The sequence below is a fragment of the Paenibacillus bovis genome, assembly GCF_001421015.2.
GTDB lineage: Bacteria > Bacillota > Bacilli > Paenibacillales > Paenibacillaceae > Saccharibacillus > Saccharibacillus bovis.
In genome coordinates this window covers 3,411,843-3,432,094 of sequence record NZ_CP013023.1, presented here as the reverse complement: position 1 = coordinate 3,432,094, position 20,252 = coordinate 3,411,843, and the positions used below count along the sequence as shown (strand labels likewise).

The window sequence follows — 20,252 nt, the reverse complement described above, 5'->3', positions numbered from 1 at the left end:
TATCTCTTATGAAGCGGGGGTAAAACATGATTTATTTTATCAAAAAAAATAAAATGGATCAGCTGCCTGAAGACAGCAGAGAACTCGATAATTATCTTCAGCAGATGGTTCGGGATAATGAAGCGATTCTGATCGACAGAATACCGGCTGAGATGCAGATGCAGAGCATGGAGCTGCTGCTGGGCAATCCGGCATTTACACTAATTCATATTCAGGAATCTCATATTGATCGTTTTATCCGTTCACCTCTTCATGGTCATGCCAGTGAAGTATATCAGGAATCGCTGGATATCGTGACCAGTTATATACGGGATCTGCAATTCGAGATCGAAAAAGGCGCAGCAGCGCTGGCGAACTACCAACAGGGCGAAAAAGCAGGAATGGTCAAAGACAGCCTACGGCGGGCACTCAGTAATCTGGGCGAGCGCCGCGAAGTGACCAGTATGATCCTCCAGGAGCTGCATCACCGGCTGGGCAAACAGGCCGAGCGGGAGAATAGCAGACCGAGCGAGCGATTTACCGATAACGAATGGAATACTTAATCCGGAAATAGCAGAAAATTATACAAAACAGACACCGCCCGATCCTCTCTTGCAGAAGAGGTGATCGGGCGGTGTCTATTATTTTTATTTGAACATATATTCCGATTCCGAGAGATGCAAAATGAGCATGAAGTACAAATCTTTGGCATGGAATATAGATACTTATTGTAGTTAGCGACTGCGCAGCGAACCGAGCAGCAGACGCAGCGGCTGCCATGGCTGTGGATCTTCCGCAGGCTCTACATCCAATTCCATTACCTGACCAGTAAATGTACCGACATCATCCGTTTCCCCTGTAGATCTGAAGCCGAGTGATTGGGCAAAACGCCGGCCAGCTCGATCTTCCGGATGGATACTGATCATTACCTTTTCATAATGGAAGCGCTGGTGCAAATAATCCAGCAGCAGCGGGAAGAACCGGCGACCATAGCCTCTGCCCTGAAATTCGGCATCGATCATAAAGCGTTCGATCCATAGACTGTCGCTCTCCTCGCAATACCAGCCATACATCGCATAACCGACCAGCATGATACCGTCATACAGACAAACCGAAGTCGCATTGTACTCATATTTGGATTCGGCGAGCGAAAAAGCATTGCTCTCCATATACGGACGCTGGGCTTCTGTAACCTGCAGTGCAGCTGCAGCCCGCCAATTCATCCCTGTTACTTCCTTGATCATCAAACTCATGTTACCCAATCCTTCTTTCCATTCATTTTCCCCTTTTGAATGGGTTAGTATCGTAGTAGAGGTAGCAGTCAAACGACTACTTTTAACCCTACGACATATCCGATAGAAATAAATAATACTGTCCATACGACAGCACCGATGGTACAAATCAGCAAATATTTGCGGAAAGGCATAGCGCTGATTCCCGCAATATAACCTGCTGCATGGCGGACTCCCGGCACAAAGTAGGAGAAGAGCACGGTCCAAAGGCCGTAACGAACAAACCACTTCTGTACCCGGTCAAACCGCTTGGGATTCAATCCAATCCATTTGCCGTATTTGTCTAAAACCCTGAAACCAAGCTTGTTGCCTATGGTATAACTGATTAACATGCCGGCAACCGAGCCTATAAAGCTGAACAGGAGGCACATAAAATAATTTAGTACACCTGTCGAAGCCAGATAGCCGATAAAAAGCATTAATGTCTCATCCGGTATAGGCAGACCGATAATGCCAAGTGCAAGCAGTATTGTAATGGCGATATAACCGTACTGGGCGATATATTCTGCAGCCAGATCCATGCGTACTCACTTCCTCACCATTTTATTTTTGAAGGCGGGAAATGGGATGCGGCTGATCATCAGCAGTGACATAACAGCCATCAATATAATGGTCCAGTAGCTGGGCAGATCGGGGCCGGACAGGGAGGACAGTGCAAGTAGTGTCCCCGCAGCCGTAATAGGCAGTCCGGTAAATCCGTTGATCGAGCCGGATATATTAAATCGTGCCAGCCGCAGTGCGCCGCAGATCACGAACAAAATAACGGCTGCCGGACCAAGCCAGCGGTCATCGTCCAGCTGGTACAGCAGAACCAGCATAGCCGGAGCTGCACCAAACGAGATCAGATCGGCTAGAGAATCCAGCTGTTTGCCAAATTCACTCGTACAGTGGAGCAGGCGGGCAAGCAGTCCATCCAGTACATCAAAAACAGCTGCCATGGCAATCCAGATCAGTGCCAGTCGGTAATGTCCATTAACAGTGAGTAGTAGTGAAGCTGTTCCTGCACCCAGATTCAGTACAGTACACAGCGTAGGGAGCCATGTCGGGTTCATAAAATTGTTTTCCTTTCTTGGTGCAAAATGGCGGCATTTATCAATCAGGATGTCAGTTCAAACCGATACCCTGTACCAATCACGGTGCGAATATGACGCGACTCGTAGCCGAGTTTGGCGCGGAGCTTTTTGATATGGGAATCAACTACCCGGGTATCGCCTTCAAATTCAAGACCCCATACCCGGTTCAGAATAGAATCCCGGGAAATAACAATATTTTTGTTCTGAATAAGCAGCAGAAGCAGATCGTATTCTTTGGGAGTCAGTTCAATCTGCGTACCGTCGACTTCCAACCGATGAGCAAGCGTATTAAGTACGGCAGAGCCAAAAGTAATCATATGCCCCTGAGGCTGGTAATTCTCGGTTACCCGCTTCATAAGCGAGTTGGCACGGGCGATCAGCACTTTGGGACTGAAAGGCTTGGTAACATAATCGTCTGCCCCCAGTTCAAATCCGAGTACTTTATCCTGATCTGCGGATTTGGCAGTCAGCAGGATAATCGGAACTCCCGAACGGGTACGCACCTGGCGACATACTTCAAATCCATCCATCCGAGGCATCATAATATCAAGGATGACCAGTTCGGGCTGCAGTGTATCGAGCCATTCCAGTGCATCCGGGCCATTATCCGACTGATGCACTTCCCAGCCATCCTGTTCAAAGTAATCCGATACTACTTCGCGTATTCGCGCTTCATCTTCGATCAGAAGCACTTTTCGTGCCATCGTGCATCCCTCTTTCTATAAGGTAATATCCATTATCGTTCTATACCGTAAACACCTTTATCGTTCGAAAATAATGGAGAAGCAGACACCCTTCTCCCGATTGTTTACTTCATAACGGAACCCGTGCAGGTCCAGAATCTGTCGTGAAATAGATAATCCAAGGCCCGTTCCGCCGGTCTGGCGATTGCGTGAAGCTTCACCCCGATAGAATCGTTCCCAGATCTGAGCCAGCTGATCTTCCGGTATCGGTTCCCCCTTTATTTTCAACAGAAAAACGGGTAGATTGCGGATCGCTGACCATTTCGATAACGATCGTACTGCCTTCATCGGCATGACGAATCGCATTTACAATAAAATTACGGATGACCTGTTCAATCCAGTCCGGATCGGCGATAACAGGAAGTTCATTGACCGGAATAATCATAATTTCCAGCTGGCGAGCCTGTAACAGATGCACCAGTCGATCTGCGACCTTTTCGGTCAGCTCGCTGAGCATAAAGGAAGTCTTGTGCAGCCGGATCGTTCCCGATTCCAGCCGTGCCAGATCGAGCATGTCCTTGATCAGCATTTCCATTTTGTCTGCTTCTTCAATAATGACAGAGATATAATGATCCTGTTTATTGATATTAACCCCGTCCTGCAGTCCTTCCGCAAAACTTTTGACAATACTGAGCGGTGTTTTCAGTTCGTGGGAAGCATTGGTGAAAAAGCTCTGCTGCATCAACTCGATTTTTTGCTTTTGTTCCATATCCTGCTGCAACTGCTGATTGGCTTCCTGAAGCTCGCGCAGTGCCTTGTCGAGGCTGATCGACATCGTGTACATGCTGCTGGCAAGACTGCCCAGCTCATCATTTTGCCGGACAGGAGGCGGATCTGCGCTAAAGTCCAGCTTGACGATCCGCTTCGCCATAGCATTCAGTGCAATCAGCGGCCTTGTAATAATTTTGGAGAAAAACAGCGACAAAATCAGGATTAATACAAAACCGCCGATTCCCAGATAGAGATAGAACCAGCGCAGTGCTTCTGTGGTGTCGCTGATCTCCTGCAGAGATGTGAGAGCGAACAGCAGCTCCACATTCTGGTTGGAACGTTTTACTGGCTGAATCATAATCACATTGTGTGTTCCGCTCCAGGATTCCGTCCACTCATACTGCAACGGTTTCATCGCCAGCAGCTGCTCCTGCTGACTATCCGATAATGGAAAGGCACGATATAGTGCTTCCATAAGCAGCCCCTGCCGCTGGTTCCAGTTCTTGGGCGTAGGCAGTACAATCTCGGTCACTGTACCGGATATATCCGGTATATACGATGTAGTCCGTGGTTGATGTTTTTCGATTTGTTCCGGTGTAAATACGATTTGCGACTGATTTACCTGAGTGTCTGCATTTCCCCACAGATCCAGCTTGTCACCGGTACGAATATTCAGCGCCCGGAAGGAATCTTCATTCAGATTCATGTAGAGCGAGAGGGAGACAGACACTTTTTGTCCGTTGTCTTTACGAAGAACCAGGTGATATGGATCTTCCAGCACCATCTGCCCATCCATGTTGACTATAGTAAGCTGACTTTTGTTACGGTTCATAAACTGCAGTACTTCATTGGACATCTGCCTTGAATGATCCCCGGATTTTGTATAAACAGCCGCCAGCCTCTCCAGATCGTTTTCTGCTTTATTGACTTTGTGCTCTTCATAAAAATTGTTAAAAAACAATAATTGACTAAGTATAACCATCCCGTAAAAACATACGAAAAACAGGACAGTCATCAGAAAAAGTTTAAAGGTAATACTGCGATTTTTCATGAATTCTCCTTCATCTGAGCGATATTCCGGATATGGTTGCATCCTCCTAAGAATACCACTGGATTAGCGGAATTAGTGATCTTTTCGCACGACACGGGTATTGGCCAGGAATAATGAGCCAATCAGCACCAGAATAGCCATCGACCACCAGAACGTACTGAGTGCCTCTTCATGATCAACGATAATCAGTCGTACAATCGCTGTAATCCCGATATAGATAAAATAGCGCAGCGGGAAGTGGAAGTTGGACTTGAAATATTTGACGATCAAAGCGATAAATTCAAAGTACAAAAAGAAAACAAGCAGCTCATCGGTAAAAGCAAAATAACTGTCGATTTCTTCTGATGACAGAAAAACCGAAGAGAAAATACTCCATGTTTCCTTCATCAGCAGCACACTCAGCACAATCGCCATCAGAAACAAGCTGATATTCAGTACAATTTGCAGCAGTTCCGGCAGCTTGCGTGTCTGCATCATAATAAATTTCATTTTCATTGTTCATCTCTCCTGTGAGCTATTCGCCTAGCTCATTCATTAACTCATCTTATTATAAAAGAGCGGTTTGTCCTCTATGTGTCCTTTGGGGTATCCAAGGGATCAAGTTTTCCGGTTGCTCCCAGCGATCAAAAGCATAAATCATGTAAATGCAAAAAAGCCAAGACTATTGTGGAAGCTCACATTTGTCTTGGCATCAGATATATTCATTTTGGCAATCAAGCTCTTCTGAGTGTAAAAAAGAAAGTAGTGCCCTGTCCCGGCTGGCTGTTTACGTATATTTCTTCATCCAGTCCTTGTACAATTTCGTAGGCGATAGACAATCCCAATCCACTTCCATTGCCCTGATGAGCCTGGTCACTTTTGTAGAATCGTTCAAAGATAAAGGGCAGGCTTTCTCTATCAATCCCAGGCCCATTGTCGTTGATGCTGATGATGATTGTTTTGGATCGAATCTCTGCCTCCAGCGTAATAATGCCGTCTTCGTCGACAAATTTCATTGCATTATCCATCAGGATATTAATTAGCTGTGTAATTTTGTCCGGGTTGGACAATACCGGCGGAAGAGATCTGGCTTGATCACCGATGCGGAATTCAATCCCGAGCTCTTCCGCAAGAAAAGAATACCTTGATTCAATATAAGCTATCCATTTTCCGGTATCCAGTTTTTGCTTTTCCCATATGTGCTGTTGATTCTGCATGCTGGATAAATCGAGTACATCCTGAATCAGCCGCTGCAGCCGTGCACATTCAGACAGAATGATACTGTAATAGTTATGTTTTTTCTCTTCATCATGCACCATTCTATCGGCAAGCGTCTCGGTTAAAGCGCGAATCGAAGCAATTGGGGATTTAAGCTCATGACTGATATTCGCTACATAATCCCGCCGAGTCTTTTCCAGCCGCTTCATCTCTTTCAGATAGGAGGATAAAAAGTAACCAATGCAGAGGGTACACACTACCAGCATTACTGTAAATACAAGATAAAATCCATTCAGTACAGCCTGATATTCACTTGAGGGCTCCATCAGAAAAACAACTCCTGTATGCTTGCCCTGGCGCACAATCGGTACGCCGACAACAATTGAATCATTAGGCAGTCCCTTAATCTCCCGGGTAATCGCCATCTGATGGTCACGAAGAACCTGCGGAATATAACCGGTAAGAACATCCTTGAACTGCTTGGCGCTAACCTGAAACATATTTGGAGGATGCTCATTACCAAGTGAAATTTCATTACCATCAAGATCATAGGCTTTAAGAATAAATTGTCCCGAATGAATAATATCGGTTTTGCCCTTGGCAATACTGCTGGCAGCCATGGTTGCCTGGGGATACATATCCCTGAGTTTGTAATTGATAAATAAATACTTGATCACCAGCGTTCCCGCCAGCTGTCCGACAATAAAGCAAATCAGAATTGCTATATAAATGCCTCTTCGATGCGTAGTCCAGGATTTCATAGTACAGTCTCCAGTTTGTATCCCATACCGTAGATGGACTTGATCTCAAAGCCAGCGGGTTCTTTCGGGAATTTTTTGCGTATGCGCTTGATTAGATGATCGACAGCACGGGTGTCGCCGGGATAATCATATCCCCAGACTTTGTTCAGAATCTGCTCCCGTGAAAGAATTTTGCCTTTGTTATAGAGAAATAATGTAAGCAGTTCAATTTCTTTGACAGTGAATTCGATTCGTTGTTCTTCAATATATACTTCCTGTGTATTCGGGTTGATGGTCATCTTGCCAGCTTGCAGCAGCTCTGCCTGCGGCGCAGGTGCATAATGCGTGCGTTTAAGAATCGTTTTGATTCGGATGATTACTTCTCTTGGGGAAAATGGCTTGGTGATATAATCATCCGCGCCCAATTCGAGCCCGGTAATTCGATCCATTTCTTCTCCTTTGGCGCTCAGCATAATAATAGGAATAGTGCTGGACATCCGGATTTGCCGGCATACCTCCGTACCAAACAGACCTGGCAGCATAATATCAAGAATAACAAGATCAAATTTTCCTTTTTCCAGCATAAGTAGTGCTTGCTTGCCATTAAAGGCAGAAGCAAATTCCATATGCTCTGCCTGCAAATATGCGGATATACTTTCATGAACTGCAATATGATCATCGCAGATCAGAATATTCAATGGATGGTTTCTTGTCATCATCATAGCCTCCTAAACTATTACAATAGCTTTTCCTGACTATTACGTTTTATTTGAAAAATGCTCTTATTACTATTTCGTATATTCAGCTTCTCAAGTGAAATCTATATTGACAATTTTTTTGCTAGTGTATACATTTGTATACGTAAATTATGTGTATACAAATGTATACAAAAATAGGGGTGATGTAAAGATGCGTGAAGGAAAGCATGAACATAGAGGACGTTCTCATGATGAACATCGGGAAAGAAAAGGGCGTAACCCGGAAGATAAAAAGCATTTCCGTAGTGCGCAGACTTTCCGGCGCGGGCGCGCTCTGGCTTTTCTGGAAAGATTGAATATTAGACGCAATACCCTGCTGACTCAGCTGGAGCAACCGGAATACGAATCAATCCGGCAGGTGATCAGTGGTGAACTCAAAGCAACAGATACGATTATTCAGGAATTTATCCATATGTTTGAACTCGTAGAAAAGGATGAGGACATGAATCAGCCGGATCGTGACAGTCGGATCGGCAAAAATCACGAAGCGGAAGATCAGGAAAACAAAATCGAAAATCCTGTTATCCAGATAAACGAAGATACTGATCCGGAAGGAAAGGATGCGTAGATAGCCAATGAAGCGACAAGATCATATGAAGATAAATAATATCTGCTTCATAAGAACAAGCCGAGCTATATCATTGCAGACCGTAGTTCGTTTCAATAAGGGGAACAATCATGTGGAAGCTTAGGGTATTACTCAAACCCTATTGGCTCTGGTGCATACTGGCACCACTACTTATGGTGTTGGAAGTAAGCATGGATCTGCTTCAGCCAACCCTGATGGCGAGTATTGTGGATAAAGGGTTAATGAAAAATGATCTTTCACATATTATATCGACCGGGGGCATTATGTTGGGAGTTGCGCTGATTGGGTTGCTCGGTGGGGTAGGATGTACGATTTTTTCGAGTATTGCTTCCCAGAATTTTGGTAATGATCTGCGAATTCGGCTGTTTGAACATATTCAGACATTCTCCAATCGCAATCTGGATCAGCTCAAGACAGGATCGCTGATCACGCGTTTGACCAATGATGTGGTACAGATGCAGAATTTTGTCCAGCTGGTACTGCGGACAATTCGTTCTCCGCTGCTGTTGGTCGGCAGTCTGGTTATGGCGATTCGGATCAGTCCAGCACTAACGCTGATATTGCTCGTATCGGTGCCGGTGCTATTTATTATACTGTATGCGCTTATTCGTTTTTCTTTCCCTTTGTTTACAAAAATGCAGAGTAGGCTGGATGGAGTAAATACAGTACTGCAGGAAAATCTGGCAGGGATTCGGGTCATTAAGGCATTTGTACGAGCCGAACATGAGCAGCAGCGCTTCGATCGGGCTAATCAGGAATATACGGATACGGCAATTCGAGCCGTACGCCTGCTGGCACTAAATATGCCGATAATGATGCTGATTCTCAATATAAGTATTGTTGCTGTATTATGGTTCGGTGGTATACAGAGCTGGAAAGGGCAGCTGTCTGTCGGCGAATTGATCGCATTTATTAACTATGTGACCCAGCTGCTTATGTCGATGCTGATGCTGAGTAGTCGGCTGACGATGGTATCCCGTGCCAAAGTCTCCGCTGACCGTATCAATGAAGTACTGGATACACGCAGTGAAATTTCAGATGATTCTAACCAAGAAAAGGTAATGATCAGGAAAGGACAGATCGAGTTTCATAATGTTTCCTTTGCTTATGATCGGGCAGATGAGAATCTGGTGCTGGAACATATCAGCTTTACCGCCCGGCCAGGGGAGACCGTTGCTATTCTTGGTGCTACCGGTGCCGGCAAGTCGACGCTGGTAAGCCTGATTCCAAGATTATATGAGGTGAACGCAGGTTCGATTACTATTGATGATACTGATATTCGTATGATTCCAATCGACCATCTGCGAAGCCGGATTGGTCTGGTGATGCAGCAGAGCATTCTGTTCAGTGGAACCATCCGCGATAATATCCGTTATGGACGACCCGATGCCACGGAAGAAGAAGTCGAGCAGGCAGCAAGGGCTGCTGAAGCGCATTCATTCATATCCAGTCTGCCAAATGGATACGATACGCTGCTTGGACAACGCGGAATTAACCTGTCCGGTGGACAGAAGCAGCGTCTGTCTATTGCCAGAGCGCTGTTAATTCAACCGGCGATTCTGATTATGGATGACAGTACAAGTGCGCTTGATGCAGTAACCGAATCGCGGATTCGCCTACTGCTCCGACATAAAATGAAAGAAAGTACCAATATTCTGATTGCCCAGCGGGTATCATCCATTATTGATGCAGATCATATCCTGGTTCTGGATAACGGACGCATCGCAGCACAGGGTACACATCAGGAGTTGATGTCCAGCAGTGCCATTTACCGGGATATACGGCAATCCCAGCTGGGAGAAGAGGAGGTAGCCTATGTCCAGTCGTAACGCTCAATCTCCAATAGGATTGTCTGGCTCACCCGGTATGGGGAATAGACCGGTACGAGGCAATATACCCAAAGTACGTGCCAAAAATCGCTCTGCTACTCTGAAGCGATTATGGATATATTTGAACCGACAGCGTAAAGGATTGATCACCGTCTATATCTTTACCGTGCTCAATGCTATTGTTTCGCTGATCGGCCCCTATTTACTGGGTAAAATCATCGACCGGGCGATTATTCCTCACGACTGGGATATGCTGGTACGCCTGAGTCTGCTTTTGCTCGGTCTGTATCTGCTGGGAAGTTCAGTATCCTGGGTGCAAGCTTATGTGATGACGAGTGTCTCACAGTATACGGTATCCGAGCTGCGACGTGATCTATTCAGCCGGTATCAGAAGCTGCCTGTGTCATTCTTTGACACACATGCGACCGGAGAATTGATGAGCCGGGCAACCAATGATATTGATAACGTCTCCAATACGCTGAATCAGAGTGTCACCCAGCTGCTCAACAGTCTGATTACCCTAAGCGGTTCGCTTATTATCATGCTGATGCTGAATATTCCGCTGACGCTAGTGGCTATGCTAACAGTTCCGCTCGTGCTGCTCGCCACACGCCGAATTGCAGGACTCAGCCGGACATATTTTAAAAATCAGCAGCAGCATCTGGGTGAATTAAATGGATTTATCGAAGAGTCGATTGGCGGCCAGAAGGTGATCAAGCAGTATCGCAGGGAGAAAACCGAAACAGAGCGGTTCCGCGGGATCAGTAATAATCTCAATCGTGCCGGAATCAAGGCACAGATCATGTCCGGCTTCGTCGGACCAACCATGAATATGATCAGTAATCTGGATTATGCACTAATCGCGAGTATTGGTGGCTGGATGGCTTTTCATGGCATGGCTACCGTGGGGATTATTGTCAGCTTTCTGAATTATTCCAAGCAATTTGGACGACCGATAGCCGAACTTGCAGATCAGTACAATATGATTCAATCCGCGATTGCCGGAGCAGAACGTGTATTCGAGATTATGGATGAAGCATCCGAGTATTCTGAGCAGAGAGGAGTGCTTTTGGATGATATACAGGGAAGAGTCGTATTTGATAATGTGTCTTTTGGCTATACAACGAATTCCCTTAATTTGAAAGGAGTAACCTTTGAAGCTCGACCTGGCGAGAAGATTGCGCTGGTCGGTCCTACAGGTGCCGGTAAAACAACCATCATTAATCTGCTGACCCGTTTTTATGAAACGAATGAAGGAACAATCTTTATTGATGGTCATCCTATTCATGAACTAGATAAAAATGCACTGCGTAGCCAGATCGGTATGGTATTGCAGGATGCGCATGTCTTCTCGGGGACTATTCGTGAAAATATCCGCTTTGGACGACTGGAAGCGACAGATGCGGATGTGGAAGAGGCTGCGCGACAGGCCAGTGCAGAAGGCTTTATTGCCAGACTGCCGCATGGTCTTGATACCGTATTGAATGCGGAAGGCAGCAATCTGAGCCATGGGCAGCGGCAGCTGCTGACGATTGCACGGGCTATTCTCGCCAATCCGTCTATTCTGATTCTCGATGAAGCGACCAGCAGTGTAGATACACGAACCGAAATGCATATCCAGCAGGGGATGAGAGCGCTGATGCATGGACGTACCAGCTTTGTGATTGCCCACCGACTCAGCACGATTCGCGATGCAGACCGGATTCTGGTTATCCAGGATGGACAGATTGCAGAGCAGGGCAGCCATGATCAGTTGTTATCCATGGAGGGAGTCTATTACGATCTGTATCAGAGTCAGTTCAGACAAGCGATGCAAACTGATGTCTCCTGATGCCATTTTTCTGCCACAATCTTGGGGTATATTTCAGCTATACAACACATTCACAGAAAAAGGAGATAACAAATGAAAGCTCAAAAATGGTTTGCCTCTCTTCTGGTGTCGTCTATGCTGATTATGCCCTTGAATTCCATATCTGCAGCATCGGATACAACATCAGGCCAGTACAGCTTGGACTTCAGTACAGCCTCATATACACAGAAAACAATGACAGTTAATGGACAATCCATCACATTTCGTGCCTATGAAAATGTAGTTTATGTTAGCAATCCGGTAGATACCAAATATGAAATCATGAATATCTATGTACCCGAGCAATACTATGAAGGTGGAACGATCGGCAGTTACTCGGCGGATACCGCACCCATTTTCTTTCCAAATTCCATCGGCGGATATATGCCGGCTGAACCGGGCAGCCCTGGTCAGGGTATGGGAGGAGGCAATAACGCTGCCCTGCTCGCATTGTCCAAAGGCTATGTAGTCGCTTCTCCAGGAGCACGAGGTCGTACTACTCAGGACGAAAGTGGCACTTACACCGGTAAAGCGCCTGCGGCGATCGTGGATCTAAAAGCAGCTGTACGCTATCTGCGCCACAATGACAAGATCATGCCGGGTGATGCCGAGAAGATCATTTCCAATGGTACAAGTGCAGGTGGCGCCCTGTCCGCATTGCTCGGAGCAAGCGGGAATAATCCAGACTATGAGCCTTATTTGCAAGCGATCGGCGCCGCAGATGAGCGCGATGATATCTTCGCAGTATCAGCCTATACGCCAATTACAAATCTCGATAATGCAAATGCCGCATATGAGTGGGAATTTAGTGGTATCAATGATTATAGCAAGCTGGAAATCTCCACCGATACGGATTACCATATCCAGCGTAAAACAGTAAAAGGGACCCTGACTGCTGATCAGATCCAGGTCTCCAATGAACTAAGTGCCATGTTCCCTGCCTATGTCAACAGCCTGAATCTGAAAAACGCAAACGGCAATGCACTGACATTGGATGAAAATGGCGAAGGGACATTCCGGGATTATCTCAAATCATTGGTTATTTCTTCTGCGCAGAAAGCTCTCGACAGTGGGACCGATCTGTCCGACAAGAGCTGGATTACGATCTCCAATGGCAAAGTTACCGATATCAATTATGATCAGTATGTTCAATATTTGGGCCGGATGAAGACACCGGGTGCCTTTGATGCACTGGATCTGAGTGCAGGGGAGAATCAGCTGTTCGGTACAGCAACGACGGATACCCAGCATTTTACCGAATACGCCCAGGCACATAGTACAGTAGCAGACAGCACCATGGCAGATGCCACGACTATTAAGTTGATGAATCCGATGAACTATATCGGTACGGAAAGCACAGACACCTCCAAAAACTGGAGAATTCGCTTTGGCACCAAGGACAGCGATACCGCAAATGCCATATCGGCAATTCTCGCAACGACTCTGAAGAACAAAGGGTATGCGGTAGACTTTGCACTGCCGTGGGACGTACCTCATAGTGGTGACTATGATTTGCAGGAACTCTTTACCTGGATGGCTGACCTTACAGGAGGGAATGCAGTCAATTCCGGGGCAGCTTCTGACACATCTACAACAAGTACAGGAGGTACTAACGCCGGTATGCCGGGTACTCCTCCTGACGAAAATGCAGGTTCAGGCACAGATTCAGCAGTCCCAACAATATCAACTACAGCAACTTCTGTAACAGCAAGGGTCACTACAGCTGTCGTTATGGTCGCTGATCAAAAAGCGACTACAAACGGTTATAATATCAAAGGTAGCAACTATTTCCCTCTGGAAAATATGGCAGCTGTTCTCTCTAGTACCCTCAAACGCTTTGATGTGACGACAGGACAGCAGAGCAGCAAGATCCAGCTGACTTCAGGTCAGTCGTATACGGATAGCTATAATATCTCTACTCTTGCCGATTCCCAAAAAGCTGCGCCTATCCAGACAGCAGTCTATCTGGATGGCAAGCCAATATCGATCAGCGGCTATACAGTGAATGGTAATTCTTATTTTAAAATGCGGGATATCGCGAAAGCATTGAATTTTAACGTGACATGGGATTCTGCCAGCAGTACCCTTCAGTTGGATACTTCTTCCGCATATCAGGAAGAAGTGAACGGATAAGAGTAGTTGAAAAAATCAAAAAATGGATTGCAAAGATTTCGATGACCATCCAGAATAATTATTTCACAAAATGAACCACTATCCTCACCCGATCGAGACAATGTATCAATAACTGTCTTGGTCGGGCTTTGTTTATTTTAAAGATGTTTTCCTCATGCTTTATAGATTTCTCTGAAATATACGTAGTGTATAAAGCTGATAATAAATGAGATGCTCACGGAGCAAAGTCAGAGAGAAAATACGATTGACTTTGATTAGAGCTTATGCAGGGGCTTGACACCTGTATGGTATTATAGAAACGCGAATATACTGATTTCGCCAGCCATTCATGAAGGATGAAATAGAAATGAGTGATCGGCCAGTATATGCATCAGCACAGAACACAGGAGGAACAATATGTACCAGTATAGTGATCAGAAATATGACTCGGTTCGATTTGATGGGCAGGATCTGAGATATGGAGAGATTGTGCGCTGTACCTTTCAGAACTGCACATTTATGAATACAGCAATGGATGAGATTGATACCAGTCACTGCCGGTTTATCGAATGTGATTTTCGCGGGGTGACGCTGAACGGATCGATTCATACGGAGTCAGCGTTCGAGAACTGCCGGTTTGACGGAGCCAATCTGTTTGCTGCAAAATTCAGCATGTGCAAAATGACCGGTTCGGATTTTGCCGGCGCGCAGATGGATGGCATCACCCTGAGCGGTGGAGACTGGACATATACGAATCTGAGTCATACCAAACTGGGACGTCAGGATCTGAGAGGCATTCGTTTCTATGAAACGGACTTTTCCAATTCGGATCTGGCAAAGGCAGATTTGCGCGACTGTGATATGACGGGTGTCAGTCTGGCAGGGACCAAGCTGCAGGGAACAGATCTGCGTGGAGCAGTGCTGGAAGGCATTGATCTAAAGTCAATTAACGTGCAGGGAGCGAGGATGGATCGGGAGCAGGCTGTGCTGTTTATGCGGTCGTATGGTGCCAAGGTAGACTGAGGCATTTGACGCATTTAGCACATTTTGCATGTTTTGAGGGTTCGAGTTTGTTGTGGGGCGGTATTACTGCAAAGGGTTATTAAAGGGTTATGTAGGATAGAAAGAAGTGCTGGTTGGTGTTCTTGCTTCATCCACTCCAGAAAAGAATAAGAGCATGTCCTCCGGTTAAGCCTGGAGATCCTCGAATGGGTATTGGAAATGAGGATCTCCAGGCTTAAATGTCGTCCATTGCTCTTATTTCTTTTCTTGCGTTCAGTGGAGGGAAGTAGGTTTGCTTATTGTGCTTATACGCATTAGGCTGCATTTTTTGACTATTCTTTTATAAAGGATAGAATATCCAATTTAATGACGTGAACTAACTTACGCATCAAAATAAACTAAACATGCTTATTTGATAATGTGTCTTTGCAAAACCTTTGTGATTTACCTTATTTGGCTTATAGCTGGTAGTTATTTATATAAAGGCACTGCATGTATATGATTCGATAAGGATGTAATTGTATTTAAAATATCTCAGATTTCAAGCTTTTTATTCGTATCTTTCTATTCGTATAGAACTACATCAATTTCCTGAAAAGAGCGAACTTCCTTTTCCCAGCGCTCTTTTACATAGGTCACATGCGCCGGATGTTGATTGTATGCATCATATGCTGCTTGATCGGCGAATACCATGGAGAACATGTAATCATGGTCGTTTTTGCCGCTGGTTTGAAGGAAGACCTGAAATTGCTGAACACCAGGGATCTCTGCTAGCGTCTGCTTGCTTATATTCAGGAATGCCTCGGCTTGCTCATTATCCTTACCACTATGAAGCGAGAATGTTACCATATGCTTGATTGTACTCATTAGTTACTCCTCCTTATGGATGCCCAAATCAATTACATCCATTATACATCCAATTGGAAAGTATCACGCACGAGAATGGCAAATTGTTTTTCGTCAATTGTCTCTTTTTGAATATCACCATTTTTTACAACCGTATAGGAATGATCGGTTAGTGTCATGCTGCCTATCTCCGTGCAGCGGGTAATGAGCACCGACTTGTTGAATTTGGAATCAGGGTGCTGTCGGACCAATTGCTGAATATCATTTACTACTGGTTCATTAATAATATCCTCCAACCGGAAACGATAGCATATCTGCCAGTCAGGGCTTTGGTATAGCTGTTTTTGATTGAGTATACAGTATCCATCTTCATTCGTTATACTGAATTCGCCGTTACGGCTGACCACAATATCGCCATTTAAAGGAACAGCGCGCAAAGGCAAACGGATACCAAATCCATTATCGATAAGATACTGCTGATCGTTATGCTGCAGAATAATCATTATGTGCGAATTGCCCATGCTTAACCAGTCGCCAAGTGCTGCGTCGTAGACCTGCCCATGTACAAGCGATACATTCATATCTTGGGCAGATAGCACATAGTACAGCAGTGTATTTAGCTCATAACAGAGACCGCCACTACGATTCAGTAATAGCCGCTCCAGCAGCGAGTCACGGTCAATGGTATATGCATCCTCCGCAAGTAATCTTCGATTCTCAAACGGAAGTACTAGCGCCATTTGTTCCAATAATTCGTTCAATTGTTCCAACTGCATAGGTTCATTCGATAAAGCTCCTTCATCCATATGTAATCGTTTCTCAAACAGTGAAATGATTGATTTCATGTAATTTCCTCCTTTGGATTATGATTCCCATTATAAGCGTGAATTTTTTTAATATGTGAATATTCATGCAAACTACATAAACACCTCATTTTCTTATGGGAACTTATATAGCCAAACTTAATAAGCAAAGTAGGAAAATACAAGGATCAACATTAATGCTGTATGCCAGAATAGCTAACTGAAAGCTGAAGTATATTGCCGATTCTGTAGCTTTGTTGGATCTGAAAATTGAAAAGCACCAACTCCATTTGAGTTAGGTGCTTTCATGGATGATATAGTTTCACCTGAACTTATCATCTATTAACTTCTTTTTTGTAAATCATGATCGTCTTCCTCTTTTATGAAAACATTTTGAGAATAGAACTCCAAAACAGCTTGGAATCGCATAAATTTTATTAGTAACTCACGATAATTATCGCTTATCGTTGTTCTCTCATAAGGACAATTGCTTATACCATTCATCATCGACCGGTTCCAGCCATTCGGTCTGGCCAGGAGTGATTGCCAGGTGGACAAACCAGCTGTCGGCGGTAGCGCCGTGCCAGTGCTTGACGTTGGGCGGGATATTGATCACGTCGCCGGTTTTGATCCGTTGAGCATCTTTGCCTTCTTCCTGGTACCAGCCTTCGCCACCGGTGACCAGTAGTACCTGGCCGACCGTATGACTGTGCCAGTTATTGCGTGCGCCGGGTGCGAAAGTGACATTGCCGATACCTGCATTGAGCGGAGCCGGGTCGGTAAATACCATTTGCAGATAAGCGTCTCCCACAAAATAGGATTCTACTTTTTCACCGAGTGGAAAGATAGTACTGCTGCTTAGATGTTCATTACTCATGGTTGATCCCTTCTTTCTGTTCGTCTTGGTAAATCTCTTTGGCGATGTTAAATGCAGACCAGGCTTTGGGCCAGCCGGCGTAAAAAGAGAGATGAGTGATAATCTCTGCGATTTCCTCGCGGGTGACGCCGTTTGCTTTGGCTTTATGCAGATGGGGGGTTAGTTGTTCAAAATTGCCTCCGGCGATGAGGGCGGAGACGGTAATTATGCTGCGGTCGCGTGGGGATAATTCCTTTTCCCGGGACCAGATCTGTCCGAATAGAACATCATCATTCAATTCAGCAAATTGAGGTGCAAATTCGCCTAATATATCTCTGCCTGCGGTTTGTTTCTCTGCCATTCGTACTCCTCCATTCTGGATTTCTGCTATGCGGTTTATGCGGCGCATATGCTAACTATTATAGAACCGTTACATACTTGTGCAATTGTTAGATTAGCGGAATCTGTCCATTAATGAACAAAATGGAGAAAGTTGTTGATTTACGTTGTTGATTTATTTGCCCTGGATCGTCGCTTTACTTCTCTGTACGGTCCAACTTGGTAAACTGCGTTTGGACTTTTTGGAGAAAGAGATCTGCGGCTGCGGAAAATACCTGGTGCTTTTTCCAGACCATATTAAGTCCGGATTCCAATCTTGGCTCCAGCGGTCTAAAACAGAGGTTGCTGTCCGCAGAAGTATTAACTATTTTATCAAGAACGATAGCATAACCGATGCCTTCATCGACCATAATCGAAGCATTGTAAGCCAGATTATAGGTAGTAACGACATTCAACTTATCAAAATCCTCGCCAAACCAGTCCGCAAATTCATTATGGGAAAAGGTTCGTTTCATTACCTGACGGGAGCAAATGACAGGAACATTTAATAAATCAGCAGGCCGAATAACGTCTTGACGGGCGAGTGGGCTGTCTCTGCGCATGATTACACCCCACACATCGTGGACCGGAATATGGACATGATTATATTTGGATAAATCGGCAGGTTGAATAAGAATCCCGAAATCAAGCAGTCCTTTGTCGAGCCTTTCCGCCACATCATCTTCATTTCCACTGTACAGATGATACCGGATATGAGGATGAGTGGACTGCAAATTTTTGACGACCCGGGCGATCTGCCTCATGGCATCTGTCTCCCCGCCGCCGATATATACATCTCCTCCTACCGTTTCTTCCATTGAGCTGAACTCGGCTTCCAATTTGGTGACCATATCGACCAGTTCTTCTGCTCGCTTACGCAAAAGCATGCCTTCATCTGTCAGCATAATACTATGGTTGCTGCGTACAAATAATTTTTTGCCTAGTTCCTGTTCCAGATCTTTCAGCTGTCTGGATAGTGTAGGCTGCGTAATATGCAGAAAATCAGCTGCAGCTGTAATACTTCCTTCTCTGGCTATCGCAAGAAAATAGCGCAATACCCTTAGTTCCATACCGATCCCTCCCTTATAAGGGATGAGTATACCTGCATAAGATATGCCTGTAAAGCATATCTGGATATCAGATATAAGCAATAGGACATAACCGGAAATTGTTTTAGAATAGGCAGTAGAGGAGAACATACGATCTCTCAAGACATCAACTATTCAAATTGGAGAGGATGATATTTACAAATGAGAAAAAAATGGATGAGCAGTCCTTTGCTTAAACTGGCGGGATTGGGATTACTGTTGGTTACAACGGTCGGTGCAGCGGGAGCAGCAGAGGAAAAGATTGCAGCTTCGGCAACAGCACCACGTCAACAAGTTTGGGACAAGACGTTTCCTGCCAACAAGCAGGTAACGCTTCAAAAAGTCTCCTATACCAACAGACTGGGTATCAAAATAGTGGCCGATATGTATTCCCCCAAAAATATGAATAAGACACAGAAATCTGCCGCCCTGATCGTTGGCCCTCCGTTCACCGGCGTAAAGGAACAGACTGCTGGTCTGTATGCCCAGGAGATGGCGGCACGCGGTTTTGTTACGCTCGCTTTTGATCCATCTTATACAGGCGAGAGTGGTGGACAGCCGCGTAATATCGCAGTTCCGGACATTATGGTGGAAGACTTTAGCGCTGCAGTGGACTTTTTGGGAACACGTCCATTTGTGGATCGTAACCGAATCGGTGTAATCGGAGTATGTGCCAGCGGTGGATTTGCCCTCAGTGCGGCGCAGCTGGATCCACGGCTTCAGGCAATTGCGACAGTAAGCATGTACGATATGGGACGTGCTTATCGTGAAGGCATGGGATTGGCTGCGATTCCGGAAGAAAGAATGACCGAAGCGGAACGCTCCAAAGCACTTCAGGAAGCTGCCGAGCAGCGCTGGACCGAATTTGGAAGTGGAAAATCCAAATATGGCACAGGATCTGCTGTGGAAATGAAAGCTTCGCAGCAGGCGGCGGCCGCAGAATTTGCTGAATATTACGGTACTCCAAGAGGACAGCATCCCCGTTCCATGCCTTACAGCATGACCAGCACCGGAGCATTGATGAATTTCTTCCCGATGGAACAGCTCGGTCGGATTACTCCGCGTCCGCTCCTGCTGATTGCAGGCGAGAATGCGCATTCCAGATATTATAGCGACGATGCCTACCAACTGGCTGCCGAACCGAAAGAGCTCTATATTGTTCCGGGTGCAGGACATGTCGATCTGTATGACAAAAAAGAGTATATCCCGTTTAGCAAGCTGGAGTCTTTCTTTGACGAGAATTTGAAGAAGAAGTAAGAAGGAGATTCAGGCCCGCCAAGGGTTGGGGCTCCAGATCATATGCAATCAAGCGGAAGTGTGAATCCTGCGAGCCTTATAAGGATTCACACTTCCGTA

General features: G+C 45.5%; 21 protein-coding genes. 7 read left to right on the top strand and 14 right to left on the bottom strand.

What is annotated here, in order from left to right; translation table 11 throughout:
- Positions 1–26: 26 nt before the first annotated feature.
- The gene (locus AR543_RS14610) at positions 27–542 is read left to right on the top strand and encodes a hypothetical protein (protein ID WP_060535210.1); all 516 of its coding nucleotides are present in this window, start codon (positions 27–29) and stop codon (positions 540–542) included.
- 171 nt (positions 543–713) lie between these two features.
- On the opposite strand, the gene AR543_RS14605 is transcribed toward AR543_RS14610, so the two are convergent.
- The 9 genes from AR543_RS14605 to AR543_RS14570 all read right to left on the bottom strand — a co-directional run bounded on the left by AR543_RS14605 (position 714) and on the right by AR543_RS14570 (position 7,508).
- Positions 714–1,232, bottom strand: a complete 519-nt coding sequence (locus tag AR543_RS14605) for a GNAT family N-acetyltransferase (RefSeq protein ID WP_060535209.1) — start codon at positions 1,230–1,232, stop codon at positions 714–716.
- Positions 1,233–1,300: 68 nt separating this feature from the next.
- A complete protein-coding gene (locus AR543_RS14600) occupies positions 1,301–1,792 on the bottom strand; it encodes a DedA family protein (RefSeq protein WP_060535208.1) in 492 nt (163 codons plus the stop codon).
- A 6-nt stretch (positions 1,793–1,798) separates the two neighbouring features.
- A complete protein-coding gene (gene pssA, locus AR543_RS14595; RefSeq protein ID WP_060535207.1) occupies positions 1,799–2,323 on the bottom strand; it encodes a CDP-diacylglycerol--serine O-phosphatidyltransferase in 525 nt (174 codons plus the stop codon).
- A gap of 44 nt (positions 2,324–2,367) precedes the next feature.
- Complete coding sequence (locus tag AR543_RS14590; RefSeq protein WP_060535206.1) at positions 2,368–3,048, bottom strand: response regulator transcription factor; 681 nt, start codon at positions 3,046–3,048, stop codon at positions 2,368–2,370.
- A 57-nt stretch (positions 3,049–3,105) separates the two neighbouring features.
- On the bottom strand, positions 3,106–3,315 hold the full coding sequence (locus AR543_RS24725; RefSeq protein ID WP_227871756.1) for an ATP-binding protein: 210 nt from the start codon (positions 3,313–3,315) through the stop codon (positions 3,106–3,108).
- Positions 3,245–4,849: a sensor histidine kinase gene (locus AR543_RS14585; RefSeq protein WP_227871755.1), complete on the bottom strand. Its 1,605-nt coding sequence runs from the start codon at positions 4,847–4,849 to the stop codon at positions 3,245–3,247. Before AR543_RS14585 ends, AR543_RS24725 begins: the two co-directional genes overlap by 71 nt.
- A gap of 72 nt (positions 4,850–4,921) precedes the next feature.
- On the bottom strand, positions 4,922–5,338 hold the full coding sequence (gene psiE, locus AR543_RS14580; RefSeq protein WP_060536791.1) for a phosphate-starvation-inducible protein PsiE: 417 nt from the start codon (positions 5,336–5,338) through the stop codon (positions 4,922–4,924).
- A gap of 224 nt (positions 5,339–5,562) precedes the next feature.
- Positions 5,563–6,807 (bottom strand): sensor histidine kinase, encoded by a 1,245-nt coding sequence (locus AR543_RS14575; RefSeq protein ID WP_060535205.1) that lies wholly within the window; start codon positions 6,805–6,807, stop codon positions 5,563–5,565.
- Positions 6,804–7,508 (bottom strand): response regulator transcription factor, encoded by a 705-nt coding sequence (locus tag AR543_RS14570; RefSeq protein ID WP_227871754.1) that lies wholly within the window; start codon positions 7,506–7,508, stop codon positions 6,804–6,806. The genes AR543_RS14575 and AR543_RS14570 overlap by 4 nt, the downstream gene beginning before the upstream one ends.
- A gap of 187 nt (positions 7,509–7,695) precedes the next feature.
- Between AR543_RS14570 and AR543_RS14565 the strand changes: the two genes are divergently transcribed.
- The 5 genes from AR543_RS14565 to AR543_RS14545 all read left to right on the top strand — a co-directional run bounded on the left by AR543_RS14565 (position 7,696) and on the right by AR543_RS14545 (position 14,946).
- Positions 7,696–8,112, top strand: coding sequence for a hypothetical protein (locus AR543_RS14565; protein ID WP_064505590.1), 417 nt, complete (start codon positions 7,696–7,698; stop codon positions 8,110–8,112).
- Between the two features lie 110 nt (positions 8,113–8,222).
- Complete coding sequence (locus tag AR543_RS14560) at positions 8,223–9,962, top strand: ABC transporter ATP-binding protein (RefSeq protein ID WP_060535203.1); 1,740 nt, start codon at positions 8,223–8,225, stop codon at positions 9,960–9,962.
- Positions 9,949–11,793 carry an ABC transporter ATP-binding protein gene (locus tag AR543_RS14555; RefSeq protein ID WP_060535202.1) on the top strand — a complete coding sequence of 615 codons (1,845 nt, stop codon included), beginning with the start codon at positions 9,949–9,951 and terminating at the stop codon, positions 11,791–11,793. The genes AR543_RS14560 and AR543_RS14555 overlap by 14 nt, the downstream gene beginning before the upstream one ends.
- 72 nt (positions 11,794–11,865) lie before the next feature.
- The gene (locus AR543_RS14550; RefSeq protein WP_064505589.1) at positions 11,866–13,944 is read left to right on the top strand and encodes a subtype B tannase; all 2,079 of its coding nucleotides are present in this window, start codon (positions 11,866–11,868) and stop codon (positions 13,942–13,944) included.
- Positions 13,945–14,340: 396 nt separating this feature from the next.
- A complete protein-coding gene (locus tag AR543_RS14545; protein ID WP_060535201.1) occupies positions 14,341–14,946 on the top strand; it encodes a pentapeptide repeat-containing protein in 606 nt (201 codons plus the stop codon).
- A gap of 543 nt (positions 14,947–15,489) precedes the next feature.
- Here AR543_RS14545 and AR543_RS14540 read toward each other — a convergent pair.
- The 5 genes from AR543_RS14540 to AR543_RS14520 all read right to left on the bottom strand — a co-directional run bounded on the left by AR543_RS14540 (position 15,490) and on the right by AR543_RS14520 (position 18,878).
- On the bottom strand, positions 15,490–15,792 hold the full coding sequence (locus AR543_RS14540; RefSeq protein ID WP_060535200.1) for a Dabb family protein: 303 nt from the start codon (positions 15,790–15,792) through the stop codon (positions 15,490–15,492).
- 41 nt (positions 15,793–15,833) lie between these two features.
- Positions 15,834–16,616, bottom strand: a complete 783-nt coding sequence (locus tag AR543_RS14535) for an arylamine N-acetyltransferase family protein (protein ID WP_060535199.1) — start codon at positions 16,614–16,616, stop codon at positions 15,834–15,836.
- A gap of 433 nt (positions 16,617–17,049) precedes the next feature.
- Complete coding sequence (locus AR543_RS14530; protein ID WP_060535198.1) at positions 17,050–17,451, bottom strand: cupin domain-containing protein; 402 nt, start codon at positions 17,449–17,451, stop codon at positions 17,050–17,052.
- Complete coding sequence (locus AR543_RS14525; protein WP_060535197.1) at positions 17,444–17,791, bottom strand: carboxymuconolactone decarboxylase family protein; 348 nt, start codon at positions 17,789–17,791, stop codon at positions 17,444–17,446. Before AR543_RS14525 ends, AR543_RS14530 begins: the two co-directional genes overlap by 8 nt.
- Before the next feature lie 175 nt (positions 17,792–17,966).
- The gene (locus AR543_RS14520; RefSeq protein WP_060535196.1) at positions 17,967–18,878 is read right to left on the bottom strand and encodes a LysR family transcriptional regulator; all 912 of its coding nucleotides are present in this window, start codon (positions 18,876–18,878) and stop codon (positions 17,967–17,969) included.
- A 180-nt stretch (positions 18,879–19,058) separates the two neighbouring features.
- Between AR543_RS14520 and AR543_RS14515 the strand changes: the two genes are divergently transcribed.
- Positions 19,059–20,153 (top strand): alpha/beta hydrolase, encoded by a 1,095-nt coding sequence (locus AR543_RS14515; protein ID WP_060535195.1) that lies wholly within the window; start codon positions 19,059–19,061, stop codon positions 20,151–20,153.
- Positions 20,154–20,252 lie beyond the last annotated feature (99 nt).

Bases quoted from the DNA above. Each gene is read 5' to 3' on its own strand.
- AR543_RS14610 (WP_060535210.1), top strand. From the start codon at position 27: ATGATTTATTTTATCAAAAAAAATAAAATGGATCAGCTGCCTGAAGAC.
- AR543_RS14605 (WP_060535209.1), bottom strand. From the start codon at position 1,232: ATGAGTTTGATGATCAAGGAAGTAACAGGGATGAATTGGCGGGCTGCA.
- AR543_RS14570 (WP_227871754.1), bottom strand. From the start codon at position 7,508: ATGATGATGACAAGAAACCATCCATTGAATATTCTGATCTGCGATGAT.
- AR543_RS14590 (WP_060535206.1), bottom strand. From the start codon at position 3,048: ATGGCACGAAAAGTGCTTCTGATCGAAGATGAAGCGCGAATACGCGAA.
- AR543_RS14525 (WP_060535197.1), bottom strand. From the start codon at position 17,791: ATGGCAGAGAAACAAACCGCAGGCAGAGATATATTAGGCGAATTTGCA.
- AR543_RS14600 (WP_060535208.1), bottom strand. From the start codon at position 1,792: ATGGATCTGGCTGCAGAATATATCGCCCAGTACGGTTATATCGCCATT.
- AR543_RS14520 (WP_060535196.1), bottom strand. From the start codon at position 18,878: ATGGAACTAAGGGTATTGCGCTATTTTCTTGCGATAGCCAGAGAAGGA.
- AR543_RS14550 (WP_064505589.1), top strand. From the start codon at position 11,866: ATGAAAGCTCAAAAATGGTTTGCCTCTCTTCTGGTGTCGTCTATGCTG.
- AR543_RS14540 (WP_060535200.1), bottom strand. From the start codon at position 15,792: ATGAGTACAATCAAGCATATGGTAACATTCTCGCTTCATAGTGGTAAG.
- AR543_RS14515 (WP_060535195.1), top strand. From the start codon at position 19,059: ATGAGAAAAAAATGGATGAGCAGTCCTTTGCTTAAACTGGCGGGATTG.
- AR543_RS14530 (WP_060535198.1), bottom strand. From the start codon at position 17,451: ATGAGTAATGAACATCTAAGCAGCAGTACTATCTTTCCACTCGGTGAA.
- AR543_RS14535 (WP_060535199.1), bottom strand. From the start codon at position 16,616: ATGAAATCAATCATTTCACTGTTTGAGAAACGATTACATATGGATGAA.
- AR543_RS14565 (WP_064505590.1), top strand. From the start codon at position 7,696: ATGCGTGAAGGAAAGCATGAACATAGAGGACGTTCTCATGATGAACAT.
- AR543_RS14575 (WP_060535205.1), bottom strand. From the start codon at position 6,807: ATGAAATCCTGGACTACGCATCGAAGAGGCATTTATATAGCAATTCTG.
- pssA (WP_060535207.1), bottom strand. From the start codon at position 2,323: ATGAACCCGACATGGCTCCCTACGCTGTGTACTGTACTGAATCTGGGT.
- AR543_RS14585 (WP_227871755.1), bottom strand. From the start codon at position 4,849: ATGAAAAATCGCAGTATTACCTTTAAACTTTTTCTGATGACTGTCCTG.
- AR543_RS14545 (WP_060535201.1), top strand. From the start codon at position 14,341: ATGTACCAGTATAGTGATCAGAAATATGACTCGGTTCGATTTGATGGG.
- AR543_RS14555 (WP_060535202.1), top strand. From the start codon at position 9,949: ATGTCCAGTCGTAACGCTCAATCTCCAATAGGATTGTCTGGCTCACCC.
- AR543_RS14560 (WP_060535203.1), top strand. From the start codon at position 8,223: ATGTGGAAGCTTAGGGTATTACTCAAACCCTATTGGCTCTGGTGCATA.
- psiE (WP_060536791.1), bottom strand. From the start codon at position 5,338: ATGAAATTTATTATGATGCAGACACGCAAGCTGCCGGAACTGCTGCAA.